The organism is Stutzerimonas zhaodongensis, assembly GCF_003696365.1.
GTDB classification, from domain to species: Bacteria; Pseudomonadota; Gammaproteobacteria; order Pseudomonadales; family Pseudomonadaceae; genus Stutzerimonas; species Stutzerimonas zhaodongensis.
The window spans coordinates 66,624-87,963 of record NZ_RFFM01000008.1; the positions used below are offsets into that span (position 1 = coordinate 66,624).

A 21,340-nucleotide genomic window follows, 5' to 3' on the forward strand; every position below is an offset into this window, starting at 1 on the left:
CAGGCCCGCACGTGGGCCTGATCTTTGTTGGCGGCCAAAAGGCGGCCCAGGGATGAAAATTCACCCCCAAGACGGGAAGATGAATCGATGCATACCGTAGAAAAGATCGGCGGCACATCCATGAGCCGCTTCGATGAGCTGCTGAACAATATCTTTATCGGCGGACGCGAAGGCGACGCGCTCTACCAGCGCGTCTTCGTCGTGTCGGCCTACAGCGGCATGACCAATCTGCTGCTGGAACACAAGAAGACCGGCGAGCCCGGTGTCTACCAACGCTTTGCCGACGCCCGCAATGAGGGTGCCTGGCTCGACGCGCTGGAGACCGTCCGCCAGCGCATGGTCAACAAGAACATCGAGCTGTTCGCCAGCGACTTCGAGCTGCGCGCCGCCAACCAATTCATCAACTCGCGCATCGACGATGCCCGCGAGTGCATGAGCAGCCTGCAGCGCTTGTGCGCCTACGGCCACTTCCAGCTCGACGAGCACTTGATGAAAGTCCGCGAAATGCTCGCCTCCCTTGGCGAAGCGCACTCGGCATTCAACTCGGTACTGGCCCTCAAGCACCGTGGCGTCAACGCGAAGATGGTCGATCTCACCGGCTGGCACCGTGACGCGCCTCTGCCGTTCGAAGAGATGGTCCGCCACAGCTTCGAAGAGGTTGACCTCTCGCGCGAACTGGTGGTGGCCACCGGCTACACGCATTGCAGCGAAGGTCTGATGAACACCTTCGACCGCGGGTACAGCGAGATCACCTTCGCCCAGATCGCCGCCGCAACCGGCGCGCGCGAGGCAATCATCCACAAGGAATTCCACCTCTCCAGCGCCGACCCGAACCTCGTCGGGGCCGACAAGGTGGTGACCATAGGCCGCACCAACTATGACGTAGCGGATCAGCTGTCGAATCTCGGCATGGAGGCGATCCACCCCCGTGCGGCAAAGACGCTGCGCCGTGCCGGTATCGAATTGCGCATCAAGAATGCCTTCGAGCCCGATCATGCCGGTACGCTCATCAGCCAGGACTACAAGAGCGAACGACCCTGCGTGGAAATCATTGCCGGGCGCAAGGATGTCTTCGGCATAGAAGTGTTCGACCAAGACATGCTCGGCGACATCGGCTACGACATAGAGATCAGCAAGCTGCTCAAGCAGCTGCGCCTCTACGTGGTGAACAAGGACTCCGACGCCAACAGCATCACCTACTACGCCTCCGGCTCGCGCAAGCTGATCAACCGCGCCGCGCGGCTGATTGAGGAGAAGTACCCAGCGGCTGAAGTCACGGTGCACAACGTCGCCATCGTCTCGGCCATCGGCTCGGACCTCAAGGTCAAGGGCATACTCGCCAAGACCGTGGCCGCACTGGCCGGTGCCGGCATCAGCATCCAGGCCGTGCATCAGTCCATCCGCCAGGTGGAAATGCAGTGCGTGGTCAATGAAGAGGACTACGACGATGCGGTCGCGGCCCTGCACCGCGCGTTGATCGAGCCGGAAAATCACGGCGATGTGATCGCTGCGGCATAAGCCTGAGACTGCACCCTCGCACCGCCGGACCTAGCTCGCGCTAGGCCCGGCGGTCTGCTGTCTGCCACTCGTCAACCACAACGGGCTGCTTGCGCTGCCGGTACCAGGCCGAGAAGAACACCAGCGCCAGCAGCATCTCTGCAATATCGCCGCCGTAGAACATCAGCTGCGCCGCCCCCTCGATTTCTGCCAGGTCGTGCCCGGCATCCCTTGGAAACCCATAGGCGAACATCAGCTTGCCCAGCACCGTATGGGCGGCAATGGCAATGAAGAGCACGACCAAGCGAAGCCGCATGCCCGGCCGATGCGGCGCTGGGTCAGGGCCGGCGATAGACCAGCAGAACAGGTAGCCGGCCAGCACGAAATGCAGGTGCAGCCACAGGTGTATGCCCGGTTCGTGAAAACTCATCTGGTACAGCGGAGTGAGGTAGAGCAGGTAGAGCGCGCCGACGTTGAGCACAAGCGCTGTGACCGGGTGACTCAAGCAACGCACCGGCATGCTGGCCGCCACTGTCATGATGCGGCGCGCGGTGGTCACCGGCACGCTGCGTAGCAGCAAAGTGCCTGGCGCGCCGAGCATCAGCGCGATAGGCGCAAACATGCCGAGCAGCAGATGCTGAGCCATGTGCCCCCGCAGATCGATATGCCCCCACTCGACCACGGGCGGCGAAAAGGCGATGACCAGTAGCGCGCTGCCAAGGGTAAAGCTGGCGAGCCGCCAGCAATGCCAGACCTTGCGACGCTTGCGCTGCCACCGCACGGCAAGCACGTAGGCGAACCACAGGCTGAGGATCAGCATCACCAGCACGAAGGTGCCGGCCAATGTCAGCAGGCTCGCCTCATGGATCATTGGCTACCTCGCACGACGGTCTGCGTGTTGGCTTTGGCCCACTTCCACAGTGCAAAGCCGATCACCAATAGCAGGGCGCCGAATCCGTTCCAGGCCAGATCGTAGGGCAACAGGTTGTCGACATAACGCACCTGATGCAGGCGCAGGATCTTGTGGTCGACGATGCCATCGAACAGCTGAAATCCGCCCGCGCCGAGAAAAAAACCAGCCCAGGCGTGCAAACGCGACACGGCATTGCGGCGGGACAGCTGAGTGAACAGGTAGAAGCCGGCCGCCAGCATGAGCAGCTCGGCTGAATGCAGAAGCCCGTCGGACAGTAGGCCGATAGTGGGCGTGGAGCGGTCGAAGAAGTGATGCCAGGCGAGAATCTGATGGAAGACGATTTCATCGACCGCTGCCATCAGCCCGACCCCGAGAAAGAGCGTCGCGATCATGCTGCTTCTGGCATCGGTTGGAGTGGCGCTCACGAATACCTCCGCTTGCTGGGGGTTTGCAGGCGACACCCCTACCGGCCATCGCCATACACCTTATCTATAGGTGACTGGCGTGCCCCTCGGGAAGTTCGTCGAGGTCTTGATCTGGGCCGGCGAAAAGCGTCGGACGACTGATTAGAATCCGCACACTTTTTGTTGGTATCCAGAGCCACTGCACCATGACCCATTCGCGCACTGAACTGCTGTCCCCCGCCGGCACCCTGAAATCCATGCGTTACGCCTTTGCTTACGGGGCCGACGCGGTCTACGCCGGCCAGCCGCGCTACAGCCTGCGCGTGCGCAACAACGAGTTCGACCACGCCAACCTGCGCCTGGGCATCGACGAAGCCCACGCCCAAGGCAAGCAGTTCTACGTGGTGGTCAACATTGCGCCGCACAACGCCAAATTGCGTACGTTCATCAAGGATCTCGAGCCGGTAGTGGCGATGGGGCCGGACGCCCTGATCATGTCCGACCCAGGCCTGATCATGCTGGTGCGCCAGCACTTTCCCGAGATGACCATTCACCTGTCGGTGCAAGCCAATGCGGTGAACTGGGCGAGCGTCGAGTTCTGGCGTCAGCAGGGTCTGACCCGCGCCATTCTTTCGCGTGAACTGTCGCTGGAAGAAATCGCCGAGATCCGCGAACGGGTGCCGGGCATGGAGCTGGAAGTGTTTGTCCACGGCGCGCTGTGCATGGCCTATTCGGGGCGCTGCTTGCTGTCGGGCTACATCAACAAGCGCGATCCCAACCAGGGCTCCTGCACCAACGCCTGTCGCTGGGAATACAAGGCCCATGAGGGCAAGGAAAACGAGCTGGGCAACATCGTCCAGCAGTACCAGCCGATTCCGGTGCAGCAGCTCGGATCAGGCGGCACCCAGCCTACTCTTGGCGCCGGCGCGCCTACCGATCAGGTGTTCCTGCTCGAAGACAGCAGCCGCCCCGGCGAGCTGATGGAAGCCTTCGAAGACGAACACGGCACCTACATTATGAATTCCAAGGATCTGCGCGCCGTGCAGCATGTCGAGCGGCTGGTGAAGATGGGCGTGCATTCGCTGAAAATCGAGGGCCGCACCAAGTCCCACTATTACGTGGCGCGCACCGCGCAGGTCTATCGCAAAGCCATCGACGATGCCGTCGCTGGCCAGCCCTTCGACAAGTCACTGATGGACACCCTCGAATCCCTCGCGCATCGCGGCTACACCGAAGGCTTTCTGCGGCGGCACGTGCATGACGAGTACCAGAACTACGAGCGCGGTTTCTCGCTTTCGGATCGCCAGCAATTCGTCGGTGAAATGACCGGAGAGCGGCGCAACGGCCTGGCCGAGGTCATCGTCAAGAATCGCTTTGCCGTCGGCGATCGGCTGGAGCTGATGACGCCCCAGGGCAACCTCAACTTCCACCTGGACGCTCTGGAGAACAAGCGCGGCGAACGCACCGAGGTGGCTCCTGGCGACGGCCATGCACTCTACCTGCCAGTGCCGGAAACGGTCGACTTGCGCTACGCACTGGTAATGCGCGAGCTGGACGGCGGCACCACAACCCGCGGTTAGCCGCCAGTACGGCGCGCCGGCTCAAGACCCGCTCCGCCGCGAGGCGGGTTTCGCCGCGACCGACGTAGGGTGGCTTTAGCCCACCAGCAGTTGATGGCGAAAAGACAAGCGGTGGGCCGAAGCCCACCCTACAGGCCGCAAAAGGCCAGCCCGCACCCTCAGACCAAAAGCTTCACGAACTCGTCAACCGGCACAGGTCGGCTGATCAGGTAGCCCTGCATCTCGTCGCATCCATGGGCCTTGAGGAAATCCATCTGCGCCTGGGTCTCCACGCCCTCCGCCACCACTTTCAGCTCAAGGCTGTGAACCATCGCGATGATGGCGCGGACGATGGCCGAGTCTTCGCCGACCTGATCCAGTTCGGAGATGAAAGAGCGGTCGATCTTCACGAAATCCACCGGGAAGCGCTTGAGATAGCTGAGCGAGGAATAACCGGTGCCGAAATCGTCGATGGCGAGCTTCACGCCCAACGCGCGCAGTTGCCGACTGATATTGATTGCATTGTCGATGTCGTCCAGCAGCTGGCTTTCAGTCAGTTCCAGCTCGAGTCGATCGGCTGGCAAACCGGTTTCTTCCAGAACCTGGCGCACCAGGCTGACGAAGTTACCCTGCCGTAACTGCTTGACCGACAGGTTCACAGACACGCGAATCTCGGCCACCCCTTCGAGCTGCCACTGCCGCGCCTGCTTGCAGGCCTGGCGTAGCACGAACTCGCCCAGGGGAATGATCAGCCCGGTTTCCTCGGCCAGCGGGATGAAGAACCCCGGCGCGATCAGCCCTTTCTGTGGGTGACGCCACCGCACCAGCGCTTCGGCAGCATCCAGACGATCCTCGGCCACGTTCAGCCGCGGCTGATAGAAGACTTCCAGCTGGCCGTCCTCCAGCGCGCGACGCAGTTGATTTTCCATTTTGAGGTTGTCCAGGCTGGAAACCTGCAAGCGGTCGGTGAAGAACTGCAGGGTATTGCCGCCCAGGTGTTTGGCATGCTGCATTGCCATGTTCGCTTGTAACAGCAGCGTCGCGGCTTCCCGTGAGTTATCCGGCATCAGGCTGACGCCAATGGACGCACTGACAACCAGCTCCTGATCACCGATCAGGATGGGTTTTCTGAGTCGTGACAGCAGGTGGCTACCGCTATGCGCGAGGTTGGCGAGGCTGCCGTATCCCTCGAGCACGACCACGAACTCATCACCGGATAGCCGCGCGATTGTGTCGGCGTCCGACAGCGTCGTTGACAGCCGGCGGGAAACTTCGCGCAGCAGCTGGTCGGCGGCGTCATGGCCCAGGCTTTCGTTGAGGACCTTGAAACGGTCGAGATCGAGATAGAAGACCGCCAGCCCGCGGCTGCGACTGCGGCTGCGCTCACACGCCGCGTGCAGACGTTCTTTCAGCAGGGTGCGATTGGCAAGGCCGGTGAGCTCGTCGAAATGGGTGAGGTAGCGAAGGCGCTCTTCCACCTGCCGCCGGACGCTTAGGTCGGATACGAAAGCCACTACATTGCTGACGTTGCCCTGGCTGTCACGCACCACGCGCAGCTGGGCCCATTGCGGGTAAACCTCGCCGCTCTTGCGCGTTTCGATCAGTTCCCCTTCCCAACTGCCGTCGGTCACCAGGCGTGCACGGATGGCGGCATATTGCTGGCGGCTGTCCTCCGAACTGGCCAGGAGCGCGACGCTTTGGCCGATCAGCTCTTCGCGGGTATATCCGGACAATGTGCAGCACGCCTGATTGACGGCCAGAAGACGATACTCCGGGTCCATGATCGCCATCCCCTCGCCCGCCGCCTCGAACACCGTGGCAGCCAGCCGCAACTGCTCGGCCTGCCGGCGACTCTCGCTGATGTCCCTCCGGGTACCGATCATGCGCAGGGCGCGGCCATCGGCGCTGCGTTCGATGACGCGGCCACGGTCTTCGATCCACACCGAGTTGCCGTCATGCTGAAGTGCCCGGTATTGGACCGTGTAGGTTTCGGTCTCGCCCTTGAGGTGGGCGATCAGGTCCCGGCGAACACGCGGGCCATCCTCGGCGTGCAGCTCGGGGCGCTGTTGTTCGGCGAGCCGCAGCCGGTCGCTCTGACCGACCCCGAAGAGCACGTCCATCTTCGAGTGGTGCACCTCACCATTCACCAGATCCCAATCCCACATGCCCAGCTTGCTGGCTTCCATCGCCAGGGTAAGCCGGGTCTCGCTTTCCCGTAGTTCGGTGGCCGTCTTGGCCAGTTCGGCGGTACGCTGGTTTACCCGCTGTTCCAGCCCTTCGTATGCCTCGCGAAGCTGACTTTCTGCATGCCGCCGCTGTTCGATTTCTCGGGCCAGATTGCCGTTCAACTCGCTGGCTTCGCTGCGCATGCTCTCGAGACGACGGATCAATAACTGGTTGTGCTGGCGTTGTTGCAGACTGCTGGTCACCAGGCGATTGATCTGCCAGGCGATCATGCTCAGCGTGAACAACACAATCGAAGCCAGCACGCCCCAGCCCTGCAGCTGTGGCTCACCACTGCTGAGCAGTAGCACCGAGGCGGGTAGCAGAGCGGGAATGGCGAAGGTGCCGAAAGCGCGCATCGACACGCCGCAGGCCACACCGCTTGCGACAATGACCGAGGCAAGCGAGCCCAGCAGCACCGCCTCCTGGAGGAACGGTCCGCCCACGGCCAGTTCGGTGATGGCATAGCCGAACAATACGGCACTGAGGGTGCTTGTCAGCAGGAAGGTTGTCAGCCAGCGCGCGTTCGGCTGGTCTTCGGGGCTGGCCATCAGGAACTGGTGGGTCTGATGCAGCCGTAGCACGGCCAGCAGGAAGGTCAGGCTCGACCAGATCGCCAACTCAACCGATGATTCTTCGCTCCAGAGGACAGCGGGAAACACCACGCTGGTAAGCGCCATCAGCAGCACAGCCAGCCGCGAGCCCTGATACAGCAGGCGAGTGCGTTCCGTCCGTTGATCGGCCTCTGCGAGGCGCAACGCGGCGTGGTTCTCCACGGCCTTGGTCGCCGAGGGATGGGCTTGGGCGGAATCGATCATCGTTTTCTGTAATTGGTGTCTGGAACAGTACGAAGCACTGCAGCACCTCCGGATAATGGCACGTCGCTAGCGTCGGGTCATAGTCCGTCCGACCAAAGACTGCCATCGACAATACAGCGGTATAGACCGAGCGGATTTCCAAGGGCGTTGCCGCCCCCGTGATCGCTACCACTTACACTTTAGTCGGCTTGCTGAGGTCGAACTGAAGAGTCGCCGGCATTACTGGCCTCCGACCGTTGCACGAGCGGGTTGACGAGATTTCCGGCTAGAATGGCGCCCATGCACGACGATCTCTCCTCTCTCCTGAATTCTCTCAACGATGCCCAGCGTCAGGCCGTAGCCGCGCCACTGGGTCGTCAACTGGTTCTCGCTGGTGCCGGCTCGGGTAAAACCCGCGTGCTGGTGCACCGCATCGCCTGGCTGCATCAGGTCGAACGTGCATCCTTGCACTCGATTCTTTCAGTAACCTTTACCAACAAGGCTGCCGCCGAGATGCGCCATCGCATCGAGCAGCTGATGAAGGTCAACCCGCAGGGTATGTGGGTCGGCACCTTCCACGGGCTGGCACATCGGTTGCTGCGCGCCCACTGGCAGGAAGCGAAGCTGGCGCAGAACTTTCAGATTCTCGATTCCGACGACCAGCAGCGCCTGGTCAAACGCGTGATCCGCGAACTCGGCCTGGATGAGCAACGCTGGCCGGCGCGTCAGGCGCAATGGTGGATCAACGGACAGAAGGATGAGGGCCTGCGGCCCAGGCACATCCAGCCCAGCGGTGATCTGTTTCTAGCCACCATGCTGAGCATCTACCAGGCCTATGAAGATGCCTGTGCCCGCGCCGGCGTGATCGACTTCTCCGAGCTGCTGCTGCGCGCGCTGGATCTCTGGCGCGATAACCCGGGCCTGCTCGACCATTACCAGCGCCGCTTCCGCCACGTACTGGTGGACGAGTTTCAGGACACCAACGCCGTCCAGTACGCCTGGTTGCGTTTGCTGGCCAAGGGCGGCGACAGCTTGATGGTGGTGGGCGACGACGACCAGTCGATCTACGGCTGGCGCGGCGCCCGGGTGGAAAACCTGCACCAGTTCAGCGAAGACTTCCAGGACGCCGAAACCATCCGCCTGGAGCAAAACTATCGCTCCACCGCCTGCATCCTCAAGGCCGCAAACGCGCTGATCGCCAATAATCAGGGCCGCCTCGGCAAGGAGCTCTGGACCGACGGCTGCGACGGCGAACCCATCAGTCTGTATGCCGCGTTCAACGAGCACGACGAAGCGCGCTATGTGGTCGAAAGCATCGAGAGCGCCATCAAGAACGATGGGCTGGCGCGCAGCGAGATCGCCATTCTCTACCGCTCCAACGCCCAGTCCCGTGTACTCGAAGAAGCGCTGCTGCGTGAGCGCATTCCCTATCGGATCTACGGCGGCCAACGCTTCTTCGAGCGCGCCGAAATCAAGAACGCCATGGCCTACCTGCGCCTGATCCAGGCGCGGGACAACGATGCTGCACTGGAGCGAGTGATCAACGTCCCCGCCCGCGGCATCGGCGAAAAAACCGTGGAATGCCTGCGCCAGCTGGCCCGCCAGGAGGAGACTTCGATGTGGGCCGCGCTGCATCAGGCGGTCGGCACCAAGGTTGTCTCCGGCCGTGCGGCCAGCGCGCTGAATGGCTTCGTCGAGTTGATCGATACGCTGGCACTCAAGGTCGAAGGCATGCAGCTGCACAACATGGCGCAGCTGGTCATCGAACAATCCGGGCTGCTCGCTTACCACCGCGATGAAAAGGGCGAGAAGGCCCAGGCGCGGGTGGAAAACCTCGAGGAATTGGTCTCCGCCGCGCGTGCCTTCGACCACTACAGCGAAGAGGAAGAAGACGAGCAGACCCCGCTAGCGGCGTTCCTCGATCACGCCTCGCTGGAGGCCGGTGAGCAGCAGGCCGGTGATCATGAAGACAGCGTTCAATTGATGACCCTGCACAGCGCGAAGGGCCTGGAGTTCCCGCTGGTGTTCCTGGTTGGTATGGAGGAAGGCCTGTTCCCTCACAAGATGAGCCTCGAAGAACCCGGCCGTCTCGAGGAAGAACGCCGCCTGGCCTATGTCGGCATTACCCGCGCCATGCAGCAGTTGATCATTACTTATGCCGAAACCCGCCGGCTCTATGGCACCGAGACTTATAACAAGGTCTCGCGCTTCGTGCGCGAATTGCCACCGGCACTGGTCAGCGAAGTGCGCCTGAGCAACACGGTCAGCCGCAGCTTCAACACTCGTGGCATGGGCGGCGGTTCGTTGTTCGACGGTGCCAACGTGCCGGAAACGCCATTCAACCTCGGCCAACGAGTACGTCATTCCCTGTTCGGCGAAGGCACCATCCTCAACTTCGAGGGTTCCGGAGCTCAAGCGCGCGTGCAGGTGAACTTCGAAGACGAAGGGAGCAAGTGGTTGATGCTCAGTTATGCCAAACTGGAAGCGCTATGACGTTTACGTCAACTTATACCCATACTAATAAAATTCGCCAAAGGAACAGCCATTCATGAAACGCCGTCACTTGTTTGGTGCCGCTGCTGCCCTGCTTGCATCGCTCAGCCTCGCAGGCTGCAACGACGAAAAGAAAGTCGAATCCTCCGCCGAGCCCAAGGCGGCGGCCAGCGAAGCGCCCAAGACCTATAACTGGAAAATGGTCACCGCCTGGCCGAAGAACTATCCGGGCCTGGGCACCGCTGCCCAGCGTCTGGCCGACCGGGTCAACGCCATGAGTGACGGCCGCCTGACCATCAAGGTCTATGCCGGCGGCGAGCTGGTCCCTGCACTGGAGGTGTTCGATGCCGTCTCGCGCGGCACCGCAGAACTGGGTCATGGCGCGGCTTACTACTGGAAGGGCAAAGTGCCCACTGCACAGTTTTTCACTTCGGTGCCGTTCGGCCTGTCGACCAGCGAAATGAACGCCTGGCTGACCCGCGGCGGCGGCCAGGCATTCTGGGACGAAGCCTACGCACCCTACGGCGTCAAACCCATGGTAGTCGGCAATACCGGCATGCAGATGGGCGGCTGGTTCAACAAGGAAATCAATTCCCTGCAGGACCTCAAAGGCTTGAAGATCCGTACCCCGGGCCTGGGCGGCGAAGTGCTCACCCGTCTCGGCGCGACCACTGTCAACATGCCCGGCGGCGAAGTATTCACCGCCCTGCAGACGGGCGCTATCGATGCCACCGACTGGGTAAGCCCGTACAACGACCTGGCGTTCGGCCTGCACAAAGCCGCCAAGTACTACTACTACCCAGGCTGGCAGGAACCACAGGCCGTGCTGGAAATGTTGATCAACCAGAAAGCCCTCGACAGCCTGCCTGACGACCTGCGGGCGATTCTCACTGAGGCCGCCGGTGCAGCCAGTCGCGACATGGTCGATGACTATGTCTACAACAACGCCATGGCGCTCGATCAACTCAAGCAACAGGGCGCGCAGCTCAAACGCTTCCCCGATGAAGTACTGGCCGCGATGCGCGAGCAGTCCGACGTTGTGCTTGGCGAACTGGCTCAGCAGAGCGAGCTGAACGGCCGCATCTGGGCTTCGATGAAGGCCTTCCAGGAGCAAGTGACACCCATGCACGAGATCTCCGAGAAAGAGCTGTATAACTGGCGTTGAGCCCCTGCTCCCGTGCGCTTGCGATTACCCGCAAGCGCAACGGGGCAAAAGCCCGAAACACTCTGCAACTAGCGCGGCCGCATCGGGCCGTGCACCATCCGCTTCGTATCTTCGTCCAATTCAGGAATACCAAATGCAACGTGTGCTCAGCATTTTCATGGCGCTGTGTATCGGCCTGACCCTCAGCCTCGACGTCCACGCCAAGCGTTTCGGTGGCGGCAAGAGCTTTGGTTCGGCGCCCAGCCATCAGAGCCGCCAGGCGCCTCAGCAAACCCAGGCCGCACCCAACCAGGCCGGTCGTCAGACGCCGGCCGCTGCCAGCGGCGCTTCGCGTTGGCTTGGTCCGTTGGCTGGCCTCGCTGCCGGTGGCCTGCTCGCCTCCATGTTCATGGGCGACGGCTTCGAAGGCATCCAGTTCATGGATATCCTGATCTTCGGCGCCATTGCGTTTCTGCTGTTCCGCTTCCTGGCAGCCCGTCGCCGCCAGCAGCAGCCAGCCATGGCCGGACATGCTCCGATGCAGCGCGAAATGCCTGCGCAGCCTTCGATCTTCGGTGGCAGCTCCAGCGCGGTTGCTGCCGCTCCGGTGATCAACGCACCGGCCTGGTTCAACGAGCAGAACTTCGTATCTGCCGCCCGCGAACATTTCTTGTCGCTGCAGCAACACTGGGACGCCAACGAAATGGACAAGATCGGCGAATTCGTCACGCCGCAGCTGCACGAGTTCCTGATGCGCGAACGTGCCGAGATTGGCGATGCCTACCAGGCGACCTACATCGACAACCTGCAGATCCAGCTCGACGGCGTCGATGACCAGGCGGACAAGACCATTGCCACCCTGACCTTCGTTGGCGTATCCAAAAATTCGCGCTTCGACCAGGGCGAGCCTTTCAGCGAAAGCTGGCGCATGGAGCGTGCTCAGGGCGAGAACCAGCCTTGGCTCGTGGCGGGCATCCGCCAGAACGCCTGAGTGGCGCAGACGTAACTAAACCCGGGCTTGCCCGGGTTTTTCATATCCAGGGTGCTCGCAGGCCAACTGAACCCGACACGGGTTCGAGCGTCTATGTTGCTTGCGAAACACTAAAAAGAACGGAGTCCTGCGTGTCAGGCAACCTCGCCATAGGGTCCATCGCCATCAGCACGGCCCGCGCCCCAAGCTCCTTTCCGAATCCAAGCCGGTTCGCCAGGCATGAGTAGCGTTCGCCTGCCATCTGTAGATCGGCTGCTGCGTGCGCCGGCATGCGAACCCCTGCAGCGGCGCTACGGTCGCGAGGCCTTGCTCGGCACCCTGCGCGATCTGCTCGATGAATTGCGTGAACCAGCTCGACAGGGCCAACTGGCCGCACTGGAACTGTCCGAGGCGGTATTGGCCGGCCGCGCAGGCGAGCGGCTGGCCAATCAGCACCGCAGCCGCGTTCGCCGTGTGCTCAACCTGACCGGCACCGTGCTGCATACCAATCTCGGCCGCGCGCTGCTGCCCGAAGAAGCCATCGAGGCCATCAGCCAGGCGGCGCGCTACCCGATGAACCTCGAGTTCGATCTGGCCAGCGGCAAGCGAGGCGATCGCGATGACCTCATCGAAGGCCTGATCCGCGAACTGACCGGCGCAGAAGCCGTCACGGTGGTCAACAACAACGCCGCTGCGGTCCTGCTGGCACTGAACAGCCTGGGCGCCCGCAAGGAAGGGATCATTTCCCGCGGGGAGCTGATCGAAATTGGCGGCGCCTTCCGGATTCCCGACATCATGGCCCGCGCCGGGGTGAAGTTGCATGAGGTGGGCACCACCAACCGCACCCACGCCAAGGACTACCAAGCCGCGATCAACCCGCGCTCCGGCCTGCTGATGCGTGTGCACACCAGCAACTACAGCGTGCAGGGCTTCACTGCCAGCGTCGCCACTGCCGAGCTGGCATCCATCGCCCGAGCGCATGGCCTGCCGCTGCTCGAAGACCTCGGCAGTGGCAGCCTTGTCGACCTGTCGCGCTGGGGCCTGCCAAAGGAACCCACCGTGCAGGAAGCGCTGCGCGATGGCGCCGACATCGTGACCTTCAGCGGCGACAAGCTGCTTGGCGGGCCGCAGGCGGGTCTGATCGTCGGCAGCCGCGAGCTGATCCAGAAGATCAAGAAGAACCCGCTCAAGCGCGCCCTGCGCGTCGATAAACTCACCCTTGCCGCGCTGGAAGCCGTGCTCAATCTCTACCGTGATCCGGACCGCCTTAGCGAACGCCTCACGAGCCTGCGCCTGCTCAGCCGCCCGCAACATGACATTCGCGTCCAGGCCGAGCGTATCGCACCGACGCTAGCCACTGCCCTTGGCGATAGCTGGCAGGTGGTTGTCGCGGATGCGCTAGGCATGATCGGCAGCGGCGCCCAGCCGGTCGCACGCCTGCCCAGCGCCGCACTCTGCATTCGTCCACTGCAATCGCGGCGTCTGCGCGGGCGTAGTTTGCGGCAACTGGAAGAAGCGCTGCGCTGCCTTCCGATCCCGATTCTCGGCCGGATCGCCGACGACGCCCTCTGGCTCGATCTGCGCCAACTGGACGACGAACCGGCGCTGCTGGAGCAGCTGCCGCACCTGCAACAGGAGCTGGCGTCATGATCATCGGCACCGCCGGCCACATCGACCACGGCAAGACAGCCCTGCTCAAGGCACTCACCGGACAGGAAGGTGACCGCCGCCGCGAAGAGCGCCTGCGCGGCATCACCATCGACCTCGGCTATCTGTACGCCTCGCTCGGCGAATCGGATCTCACCGGATTCATCGACGTACCCGGCCACGAAAAATTCGTGCACAACATGCTCGCTGGCGCCTGCGGTATCGACTGCGTGCTTCTGGTGGTCGCCGCCGATGACAGCGTCATGCCGCAGACCCGCGAACACCTGGCGATCATCGAGCTGCTGGGCATTCGCCGCGCCGTAGTGGCCATGACCAAGATCGACCGGGTCGATGAGACGCGTATCGCCGAAGTGCACCTGCAGATCGAAGCGCTGCTGGACGCCGGACCGCTGGCTGGAGTGCCGATCCTGCCCGTCTCCAGCGTAACCGGCGAGGGCATCGACGCGCTCCGCTCCCTGTTGATCGAACAGGCCGACGACGTGCGCGCGCGCCAGCAAGACGGTCATTTCCGTCTTGCCATCGACCGCGCGTTCAGCGTGACCGGCTCAGGCGTGGTCGTGACCGGAACCGCCTTCGCAGGCCGGGTAGCGGTCGGCGACGAGCTGGTCCTGAGTCCTTCCGGCCGCACCGTGCGCGTACGCGGGCTGCATGCGCAGAATCAGAAAGCCCAGGAAGCACAGGCTGGTCAGCGCGTCGCCCTCAACCTCACCGGCGACCGCCTCTCGGTGGATGACATCAGCCGCGGCGATTGGCTGGTCACACCCGAGCTTCAAGCCGCCACCCGACGTATCGATATTGAATTCACCCTGCTGCCAAGCGAAACCCGAGAGCTGCGGCACTGGACGCCCGTACACATCCACCTCGGCGCTCAGGACGTCACCGGCCGCATTGCCCTGCTGGAAGGCGAATGCCTGGCGCCTGGCGGCCACGTACATGCGCAGCTGCTGCTCAACGCGCCGGCGCACGTCGTGCACGGTGATCGCGTGGTGTTACGCGACCAGTCCGCCAAACGCACCCTAGGTGGTGGCCGCGTGCTGGACCCCTTCGCGCCACCACGCAACCGCCACCGTCAGGCACGCCTGGCGGTACTGCGCGCATTGGCCGGCGACACACTGGAAGATATTCTGCCGGGCCTGCTGCCGAGCGCCATCAACGGCCTGGAGCCAGCCCTGCTGGAACGGCAATTCAATCGGCCGCGACATACTTGGCGGCTGCCCGACGAGGCACTGGAGATCAATACCCGTGTGGGCCCGCGGCTATTTGAGCGCGGCACCTGGGAATACCTCGAACAGAGCCTGGTCGCCGCCCTGCAGCGCTTCCATGAAACGCAACCGGACGAACTCGGCCCGGACCGCGACCGCCTGCGCCGCTATGCGCTGCCTCAGCTGGAACGCCCGATCTATCTCGCCGTGCTGGAAGCCGTGCTGGCCGCCGGCACCATAGAAGCCAGCGGCCCCTGGCTTCACCTGCCCGGCCATCGTGTTCGCCTGACCGAAGAAGAAGAAGCGCTGAAAACCCGGCTCTGGCCGCTACTTGAAGCGGCCCGCTTCGATCCGCCCTGGGTACGCGACCTGGCCAACGACCTGGATGTCGAGGAAGACCGCGTCCGGCACCTGTTACGCAAACTGTCGCGCATCGGCGAGTTGCAACAGGTCGTCAAGGACCTGTTCTACCCCGAGTCGACCATCCGCCAGCTCGCCAGCCAGGTGCTCGACATGGAACGCCAATCCGGCGTGATCCGAGCCGCCGCCTTCCGCGACCAGATTCAGCTCGGTCGCAAACGCAGCATCCAGCTGCTCGAACACTTCGACCGCATCGGCCTCACACGCCGTTTCGGCAACGAACGCAAGGTGCGACCCGACAGCGCCTTGGCCTCGGAGCCCGAGGTCAGGTAGGCTGCTCGCCACATCCAACCAGAGCCACCCCCAATCAGGGCCGATTCTGGAAGGCAATCGCACCCGGTGGTGCGGCCGGGCTTCAAATCCTGTTCTCGCCCTCGTTATCAATGGGTTACACCGGCAAATACTGGACTATGAGGCGGCCCCGCACGGACCGTTTCAGCAAATTTTGGACTTTATCAGTCCTTAGCTTCGACACTTTTTCGACAGTCATGTGACCGAAACGGTGCCACTGATTCTCGAGTCCCTTTCTTCGTCTCCATTGACTCCCATCATTGTCTCGGCAACGAAATTCTGAGATAAAGCGGTGGCATTATGCCACCAAAGAAGGGACTCTCATGAAGATCAAAAAACTAACAATTAAAAACTTCCGTGGCATCAGCCATGCTGAGATTGATATTGAAAGTTTCACCACTTTCATCGGTCCAAACAACGTCGGAAAGTCGACAATATTGCACGCTTTGCATATTTTGTTAGACAACAAAAAGCCCACTCTTGATGATTGGCCGAACAAAACCCCCTCTTCAGACGTGATGGAAATCATATGTCAGTTTGACGCGCTAGAGGATTGGGAAAAGAACAAGTCTGCGATATCAGGGCTACTTCATGAGGATAAACTTTATGTGAAGGTTAGCGCGACTTGGGCGAGCGAGAGCGAAAGTATATCTTCTGAATATAGCGTGTTCTGTACGAAAGACGATTTCCCATGGACAGGGATTAGTGATGCGCGCAAGTTAGATGAAGCAAAGGAATGCTTAGAAATCCTCGGAATAACAAAGGCAGACGAATTTAGGGCTCGCAGCTCCGAGCTAGAGCAATTATTTAAGCAAAAACATCCAGAAAAAGTTACGACCTCTACCGATTGGCAAGTGAAAAAGTTTGCAAATTCGTTACAACAAGCAGTGCCTCATGTCATGTACGTTCCGGCGTGTTTCAAGATTGAAGACGATATGAAGGCAACTGCGAGTACGCCGTTTTCATTTCTCTTCACGAATAAGCTGTTCCCTATAGTTAAAAACGATTTTTCTTATCGCGAGTACATTAGCAAAGCTAGTTATCTGCAGAAAAAACTGAAAGGCCAAGCTGATGACGGAACAATAATCGAAGGACTAGGCGAGGCGCTTGAGCAAGTATCCTCCACTCTTAACCAAGTTCTTGATTTCGACTCAAAAGTTAGGCTAGCAATTGGCGAAGTTGATATTGAGCCTTTATTTATGAAGGCTGCAACTTTCCTTATTGATGAAGAATTTGAATCTAGCTTGCAGTATCAAGGCAGCGGCGTTCAGCGCGCGCTGGCATTCGCTATGCTAGAAAGCAATGCGGGTCACGCCGCCGTGGTGGAAGGCGGAGAGCGATCTGTTGTGGTGCTATATGAGGAGCCTGAACTATACATTCACCCGCACTTAATGCGCCGGCTAAAATCAGCACTAGTTAAAAAGACTGATTCGCCAAAGTGGCAGGTCATTTGTTCTACTCACTCTCCATTTTTAATCTCACTTGCTGATAAACCCGAGTCGCTCAAGCTAATAAGAAAAAACCAAGACAACAAGCGCGTTATCCATCAACTCCCCGCCGGAATTTTTGAGAAGGGCGGAGACTATGACGAACGCTCACTACTTCGCGCAACACTTGATTTTCATCCTACTGTGTGTGAGAGCCTTTTCGCAAAGCGAGTGGTCCTTGTTGAAGGGGACACGGAGGTCGCCGTGTTTTCTATGGCAGAAGATTTACTCCAGAAATTTGGTTTAGACACCACCCTAGCCAAGGACACTACAGTGATCTCGGCAGGCGGAAAATGGACGATCCCAGCTATTTGTAAGGTGCTAAACACCCTTGGGATTGATTACCGGGTAATCCATGACGAAGATCGGCACGGCCATACAGATGAGGTCCTTGCCGAAAAAGCGCCCATCCATCCATTTAAGGCAAACGCTAAGATTTCAAGTGTTGCAACAGCTCAACGTGTATACGTTGTTTCAGATACTTTTGAACATGTTCTCTGGGAGACCGCCGCTGAAGAGGTGGCTAGCAGCAAAGACAAGCCATACAATTCTTGGCGGAGAGTAAAAAGATATCTCAGCGGTGAGCAGGTTCTAACTCAAAACTCCGAGGCGCGCCTTAAGGAAGTCTTACAGTTTGCTTTCTGCCCCTAGACTCAAAGGGGGGCCGCTCAGCGGCCCCTTTAATTCCTTAGGTTCAAATTAACGCTTGCCTTGCAGTTACGCCGCTGAATACTCCCCTCCCCACCGGGACAGAAATCGCTGATTCGCGAGTCTTTGCCTACAACAACAATTTCTTTTTGACGGGGCTGAATCGTAACGGCCGGCTCTGGGATTACCCGAGTAGCTGGAACGATATTGGTCGCGCCCTGGGGAACATAGTTTTTGTCGTTGAATACGGTTTGCTTGGGCGGTGGTTCTGCCGCAGCGGATTGAGGCCGGGCTGATTGCGGCTGAGGCGTTGCACCTCTCGCGGCTACTTCCTCTACTACCCTGTCCCAATCCTTGGTCGCTGCTGGTTCGGCTCGCGTAATCTCGGCTACCGGGGTTGGCTTGGGTTGGATGCGCTTTTCGGCAATGCGCTGCACGGTTCCCTGGAGGAACGCTGAGCCTGCCATCTGGAGAACCGCTAGCGTAATAACGGTGCCGATTAGGCCAGGGATCAGTTTCGCTAGCCTGCGCTTTTGCGTGGATGCCTTGTGATGTATTCCGGGGCGTCGTTCCAATCAGCCTTCATATCGTCCTTTCCCTGTCGTTCGGGCGTACCAGTGCGAACACGTCCTTTGGCTATCCGCGCCCGATCGTACTCCCTACCATCGAAATGGTCACACAGCTTCTAGGGATTAGAGTTAAGCGTTTCAATCCGTCTGCGCGAAGTCTTCAAGGTCGAGCAGTCTCTAGGGTCTAATGACGAGCCGCTCTAGTCCAAGCCATTTAAGCACCTCTGTTCGTCAGAGCTATGACAATTTGTTACCCTCCGTGAGCCTAAGACATGATGCTTACTAGCCCTTGGCCACAGCACCTCGGCAGTTGCCGAAAACTCTCCGCCAAGTTAGTGAATCCATCCCGCTCTAGAGGAAGGCAATCGCACCCGGTGGTGCGGCCGGGCTTCAAACCCGGTTGGGGGCGGCAGCCGTTCCCGGGTGGGTTCGACTCCCACTGCCTTCCGCCATTACCGCAACGGCATCCGCGATCGACCGAGCGGCCGAATCAAGGCTCATGCCGTCGCAACCACTCGCAAGCTACCTGTCCCATGGTTTTGGGTGTTCCGTCCTTTATCCAGCCCATGAAATCACGGTCGAACTTGAAAGCAGGCCCGCAAGCTTCGGTCATGAACCTGCGTACGTTTTGCGTGTTTCTATAGCTGGCGGTCACCATTGTTTCGTTTGTTATCTGATCGCTATGCCAGTCGAACTGGTTCATCGCATTGCCTCTTCGCTGTTTGCATGACCGGTCGTGTGGTTGAGATCAGCGGTAAACCAGCCAGGTTTAGCCCCCTGTCGAACCCTATCGGCGACCGCAGCAGCTCTAGCTCAGAGCATTTGCCGACACCTGAGATCTCACCGTTTTTGCGATCTTTTAGCTAAATCATCGCCATTGCCAAAAACCATCGTTCGATCGGCAGCAAACCCGGTTTACTGGTCTAGCCTGTTTCAGCACGCTTGGAAAAGGAGGATGCGCATGTTGACCACATTGCTTCCAGCCCTTCGAGACCTGGAGTTGCCGTTGCGCCTGCGGCTATGGGACGGCAAGGAGATTGATATCGGGCCTACGCCCAGTGTGACGCTGGAGATCAGAGACCCCGATCTGCTTTCGAAACTCACCAATCCCAGCCTGGCCCTGCTTGGCGGTGCCTATGTCGAGGGCAAGGTCGACTTGCATGGGCCGCTCGAAGAGGTGATCCGCATTGGCGACGAGATCACCCGCGCGCTGGGCGAGGGGCACGCCGCGGTGCCGGTGCGTGAGTCTCACGACAAGGCCACCGATGCCGAGGCAATTTCTTATCACTACGACCTGTCCAACGCCTTCTATCAGCTCTGGCTGGACCGGGACATGGTCTATTCCTGCGGCTATTTCGAGACCGGTACGGAAGACCTCGACCAGGCCCAGCAGGCCAAGCTGCGACACTTGTGCCGCAAGCTGCGCCTCAAACCCGGCGACCGTTTGCTGGACGTCGGTTGCGGTTGGGGTGGGCTGGCGCGATTTGCGGCCCGTGAGTACGGCGCGCAGGTGTTTGGCATTACGCTCAGTCGCGAACAGCTGAAGCTCGGGCGCGAGCGGGTTGCCGCCGAGGGGCTTGAGGATCAGGTGCGGCTGGAGCTGATGGATTACCGTGATCTCCCCACCGATGGGCAGTTCGACAAGGTGGTCAGCGTCGGTATGTTCGAGCATGTCGGGCACGCCAACATGCCGCTTTACTGCAAGCAGCTCTCGGAGGTGGTTCGGCCGGGTGGGCTGGTGCTCAACCACGGCATCACGTCGCGCTATATCGATGGCCGGCCCGTCGCCCACGGCGCTGGCGAATTCATCGACCGGTATGTTTTTCCCCATGGCGAGCTGCCGCATCTGGTGAAGATCGGTGCCTGCATCAGCGAATCGGGGCTTGAGATCGTCGACGTTGAGAGCCTGCGCTTGCATTACGCGCGCACCTTGCAGTTCTGGAGCGAACGGCTGGAGGCGAGGCTGGACGAGGCGCGGCAGATGGTCCCTGAGCGGGCGCTGCGGATCTGGCGGGTGTATCTGGCGGGCTGCGCTTATGGCTTTCGTCGTAACTGGATCAACCTGCATCAGATCCTGGCGAGCAAGCCGCTACCCGATGGCTCTCACGAACTGCCCTGGTCGCGAGCTGATGTCTATCGCTGAGTCAGGCTGAAAATGCGCGCCCTTTGCCGGGCGCGCAGCATCGGGATGTGCTCAGCGCAGCAACAGCAGGGGCGTGGTGGTCGAGCGGATCATGCTGGTGGTGGTGCTGCCCACCAGGAACTGGCGAATCCGTGAATGTCCGTAGGCACCCATCACCAGCAGGCCTATGTTGTGCTCGGCCTGATAGGCATGTAGCGCGGGCTCGACTTCACCCGAGCGGATCGCGATATGCACCTCGAAGCCCGCCGCTACCAAGGCATCGCGCGCGGATTCGAGCAGCGTGCGGCTGTCGCCGGTGTCGTCGCCGACCATCACCAGATGAATCGGGTGGCCTTTGAACAGCGGGCTGGAGGCCAGCATCTCGACACCCTTGCGCGTGGTGGCGCTGCCGTCGAAGGCGAGCATGACGCTGGTGGGCGCGATGAAGGTCGCCGGGGTGACGAGGATCGGCCGATGCAGCGTGCGGATCACGCTCTCCAGCTGGCTGCCGATGAGTTGCAGATCGGTGCCGCTGTCCTCGCCCTGTTTGCCGATCACCAGCAGACGTATATCGGCTTCCAGATCACGCAGGCTTTCGACCAGGTCACCGTGACGCTGTCGGACTTCCGGTTGTGCAACGCCCGCGCCGATGACGCGATGTTTGGCCGCGTCGAGCATCATTCGGCCTTCTTCGAGCGCCAGCTTGCTGCGTTTTTCATCCAGGGCGGCGAGTTCTTCGAGCAGGTACTCGCGGCTGCCGAGGCCGATGATTCCACTGAGGTTTCCGGTGGCCGGATACTGCTGCTGGTCGAGCACGTGCAACAGGGTCAGCGGGGCATCGAGCTGGCGACTTGCCCAGGCGGCGCAATCGCAGACGGCTGCGGCCTGAGGGGACCCGTCGATGCAAGCCATTACGTAGTTCATTTTTGTTCT

The 21,340-nt window shown here is 60.7% G+C and carries 14 protein-coding genes and 1 tRNA gene; 10 read left to right on the top strand and 5 right to left on the bottom strand.

Annotated elements, in window-relative coordinates; all coding sequences use genetic code 11:
• The first annotated feature begins 87 nt into the window (after nt 1-87).
• Nucleotides 88-1,518 (top strand): aspartate kinase, encoded by a 1,431-nt coding sequence (locus tag EA797_RS20225; protein ID WP_122168557.1) that lies wholly within the window; start codon nt 88-90, stop codon nt 1,516-1,518.
• A gap of 40 nt (nt 1,519-1,558) precedes the next feature.
• Here EA797_RS20225 and EA797_RS20230 read toward each other — a convergent pair whose 3' ends face one another.
• Together EA797_RS20230 and EA797_RS20235 are read right to left on the bottom strand one after the other, a co-directional pair.
• Nucleotides 1,559-2,368, bottom strand: a complete 810-nt coding sequence (locus EA797_RS20230; protein ID WP_122168559.1) for a cytochrome c oxidase assembly protein — start codon at nt 2,366-2,368, stop codon at nt 1,559-1,561.
• A complete protein-coding gene (locus EA797_RS20235) occupies nt 2,365-2,835 on the bottom strand; it encodes a DUF2243 domain-containing protein (RefSeq protein ID WP_244214174.1) in 471 nt (156 codons plus the stop codon). The genes EA797_RS20230 and EA797_RS20235 overlap by 4 nt, the downstream gene beginning before the upstream one ends.
• Nucleotides 2,836-3,020: 185 nt before the next feature.
• On the opposite strand from EA797_RS20235, the gene trhP reads away from it, so the two are divergent.
• Nucleotides 3,021-4,394 carry a prephenate-dependent tRNA uridine(34) hydroxylase TrhP gene (gene trhP, locus EA797_RS20240; protein WP_122168563.1) on the top strand — a complete coding sequence of 458 codons (1,374 nt, stop codon included), beginning with the start codon at nt 3,021-3,023 and terminating at the stop codon, nt 4,392-4,394.
• 158 nt (nt 4,395-4,552) lie between these two features.
• Here the strand turns inward: trhP and EA797_RS20245 are convergent, their stop codons facing one another.
• On the bottom strand, nt 4,553-7,414 hold the full coding sequence (locus tag EA797_RS20245; RefSeq protein ID WP_122168564.1) for a putative bifunctional diguanylate cyclase/phosphodiesterase: 2,862 nt from the start codon (nt 7,412-7,414) through the stop codon (nt 4,553-4,555).
• A 279-nt stretch (nt 7,415-7,693) separates the two neighbouring features.
• Here EA797_RS20245 and uvrD point away from each other — a divergent pair, with 279 nt between their 5' ends.
• From uvrD to EA797_RS20285, 7 genes are all read left to right on the top strand, one after another.
• On the top strand, nt 7,694-9,886 hold the full coding sequence (gene uvrD, locus EA797_RS20250; RefSeq protein ID WP_122168566.1) for a DNA helicase II: 2,193 nt from the start codon (nt 7,694-7,696) through the stop codon (nt 9,884-9,886).
• Nucleotides 9,887-9,941: 55 nt separating this feature from the next.
• Nucleotides 9,942-11,051: a TRAP transporter substrate-binding protein gene (locus EA797_RS20255; protein ID WP_122168568.1), complete on the top strand. Its 1,110-nt coding sequence runs from the start codon at nt 9,942-9,944 to the stop codon at nt 11,049-11,051.
• Between the two features lie 133 nt (nt 11,052-11,184).
• Nucleotides 11,185-12,021 carry a Tim44 domain-containing protein gene (locus EA797_RS20260; RefSeq protein ID WP_122168570.1) on the top strand — a complete coding sequence of 279 codons (837 nt, stop codon included), beginning with the start codon at nt 11,185-11,187 and terminating at the stop codon, nt 12,019-12,021.
• A 219-nt stretch (nt 12,022-12,240) separates the two neighbouring features.
• Nucleotides 12,241-13,650 (top strand): L-seryl-tRNA(Sec) selenium transferase, encoded by a 1,410-nt coding sequence (selA, locus tag EA797_RS20265; protein WP_122168572.1) that lies wholly within the window; start codon nt 12,241-12,243, stop codon nt 13,648-13,650.
• On the top strand, nt 13,647-15,563 hold the full coding sequence (selB, locus tag EA797_RS20270) for a selenocysteine-specific translation elongation factor (protein WP_122168574.1): 1,917 nt from the start codon (nt 13,647-13,649) through the stop codon (nt 15,561-15,563). Before selA ends, selB begins: the two co-directional genes overlap by 4 nt.
• 341 nt (nt 15,564-15,904) lie before the next feature.
• On the top strand, nt 15,905-17,719 hold the full coding sequence (locus EA797_RS20275) for an ATP-dependent nuclease (RefSeq protein ID WP_122168576.1): 1,815 nt from the start codon (nt 15,905-15,907) through the stop codon (nt 17,717-17,719).
• A gap of 922 nt (nt 17,720-18,641) precedes the next feature.
• Nucleotides 18,642-18,737 (top strand) — tRNA-Sec (locus tag EA797_RS20285).
• A 38-nt stretch (nt 18,738-18,775) separates the two neighbouring features.
• Here the strand turns inward: EA797_RS20285 and EA797_RS20290 are convergent.
• Nucleotides 18,776-18,988, bottom strand: coding sequence for a DUF6434 domain-containing protein (locus tag EA797_RS20290; protein ID WP_122168578.1), 213 nt, complete (start codon nt 18,986-18,988; stop codon nt 18,776-18,778).
• Between the two features lie 258 nt (nt 18,989-19,246).
• Here EA797_RS20290 and cfaB point away from each other — a divergent pair, with 258 nt between their 5' ends.
• Entirely contained in the window at nt 19,247-20,428 is a 1,182-nt protein-coding gene (gene cfaB / locus EA797_RS20295) for a C17 cyclopropane fatty acid synthase CfaB (protein WP_122168580.1), read from the top strand.
• Nucleotides 20,429-20,479: 51 nt separating this feature from the next.
• Here cfaB and EA797_RS20300 read toward each other — a convergent pair whose 3' ends face one another.
• Entirely contained in the window at nt 20,480-21,331 is an 852-nt protein-coding gene (locus tag EA797_RS20300) for a universal stress protein (protein WP_122168582.1), read from the bottom strand.
• Between the last annotated feature and the right edge of the window lie 9 nt (nt 21,332-21,340).

Bases quoted from the DNA above. Each gene is read 5' to 3' on its own strand.
- EA797_RS20225 (WP_122168557.1), top strand. From the start codon at position 88: ATGCATACCGTAGAAAAGATCGGCGGCACATCCATGAGCCGCTTCGAT.
- EA797_RS20230 (WP_122168559.1), bottom strand. From the start codon at position 2,368: ATGATCCATGAGGCGAGCCTGCTGACATTGGCCGGCACCTTCGTGCTG.
- trhP (WP_122168563.1), top strand. From the start codon at position 3,021: ATGACCCATTCGCGCACTGAACTGCTGTCCCCCGCCGGCACCCTGAAA.
- EA797_RS20245 (WP_122168564.1), bottom strand. From the start codon at position 7,414: ATGATCGATTCCGCCCAAGCCCATCCCTCGGCGACCAAGGCCGTGGAG.
- uvrD (WP_122168566.1), top strand. From the start codon at position 7,694: ATGCACGACGATCTCTCCTCTCTCCTGAATTCTCTCAACGATGCCCAG.
- EA797_RS20255 (WP_122168568.1), top strand. From the start codon at position 9,942: ATGAAACGCCGTCACTTGTTTGGTGCCGCTGCTGCCCTGCTTGCATCG.
- EA797_RS20260 (WP_122168570.1), top strand. From the start codon at position 11,185: ATGCAACGTGTGCTCAGCATTTTCATGGCGCTGTGTATCGGCCTGACC.
- selA (WP_122168572.1), top strand. From the start codon at position 12,241: ATGAGTAGCGTTCGCCTGCCATCTGTAGATCGGCTGCTGCGTGCGCCG.
- selB (WP_122168574.1), top strand. From the start codon at position 13,647: ATGATCATCGGCACCGCCGGCCACATCGACCACGGCAAGACAGCCCTG.
- EA797_RS20275 (WP_122168576.1), top strand. From the start codon at position 15,905: ATGAAGATCAAAAAACTAACAATTAAAAACTTCCGTGGCATCAGCCAT.
- EA797_RS20290 (WP_122168578.1), bottom strand. From the start codon at position 18,988: ATGAACCAGTTCGACTGGCATAGCGATCAGATAACAAACGAAACAATG.
- cfaB (WP_122168580.1), top strand. From the start codon at position 19,247: ATGTTGACCACATTGCTTCCAGCCCTTCGAGACCTGGAGTTGCCGTTG.
- EA797_RS20300 (WP_122168582.1), bottom strand. From the start codon at position 21,331: ATGAACTACGTAATGGCTTGCATCGACGGGTCCCCTCAGGCCGCAGCC.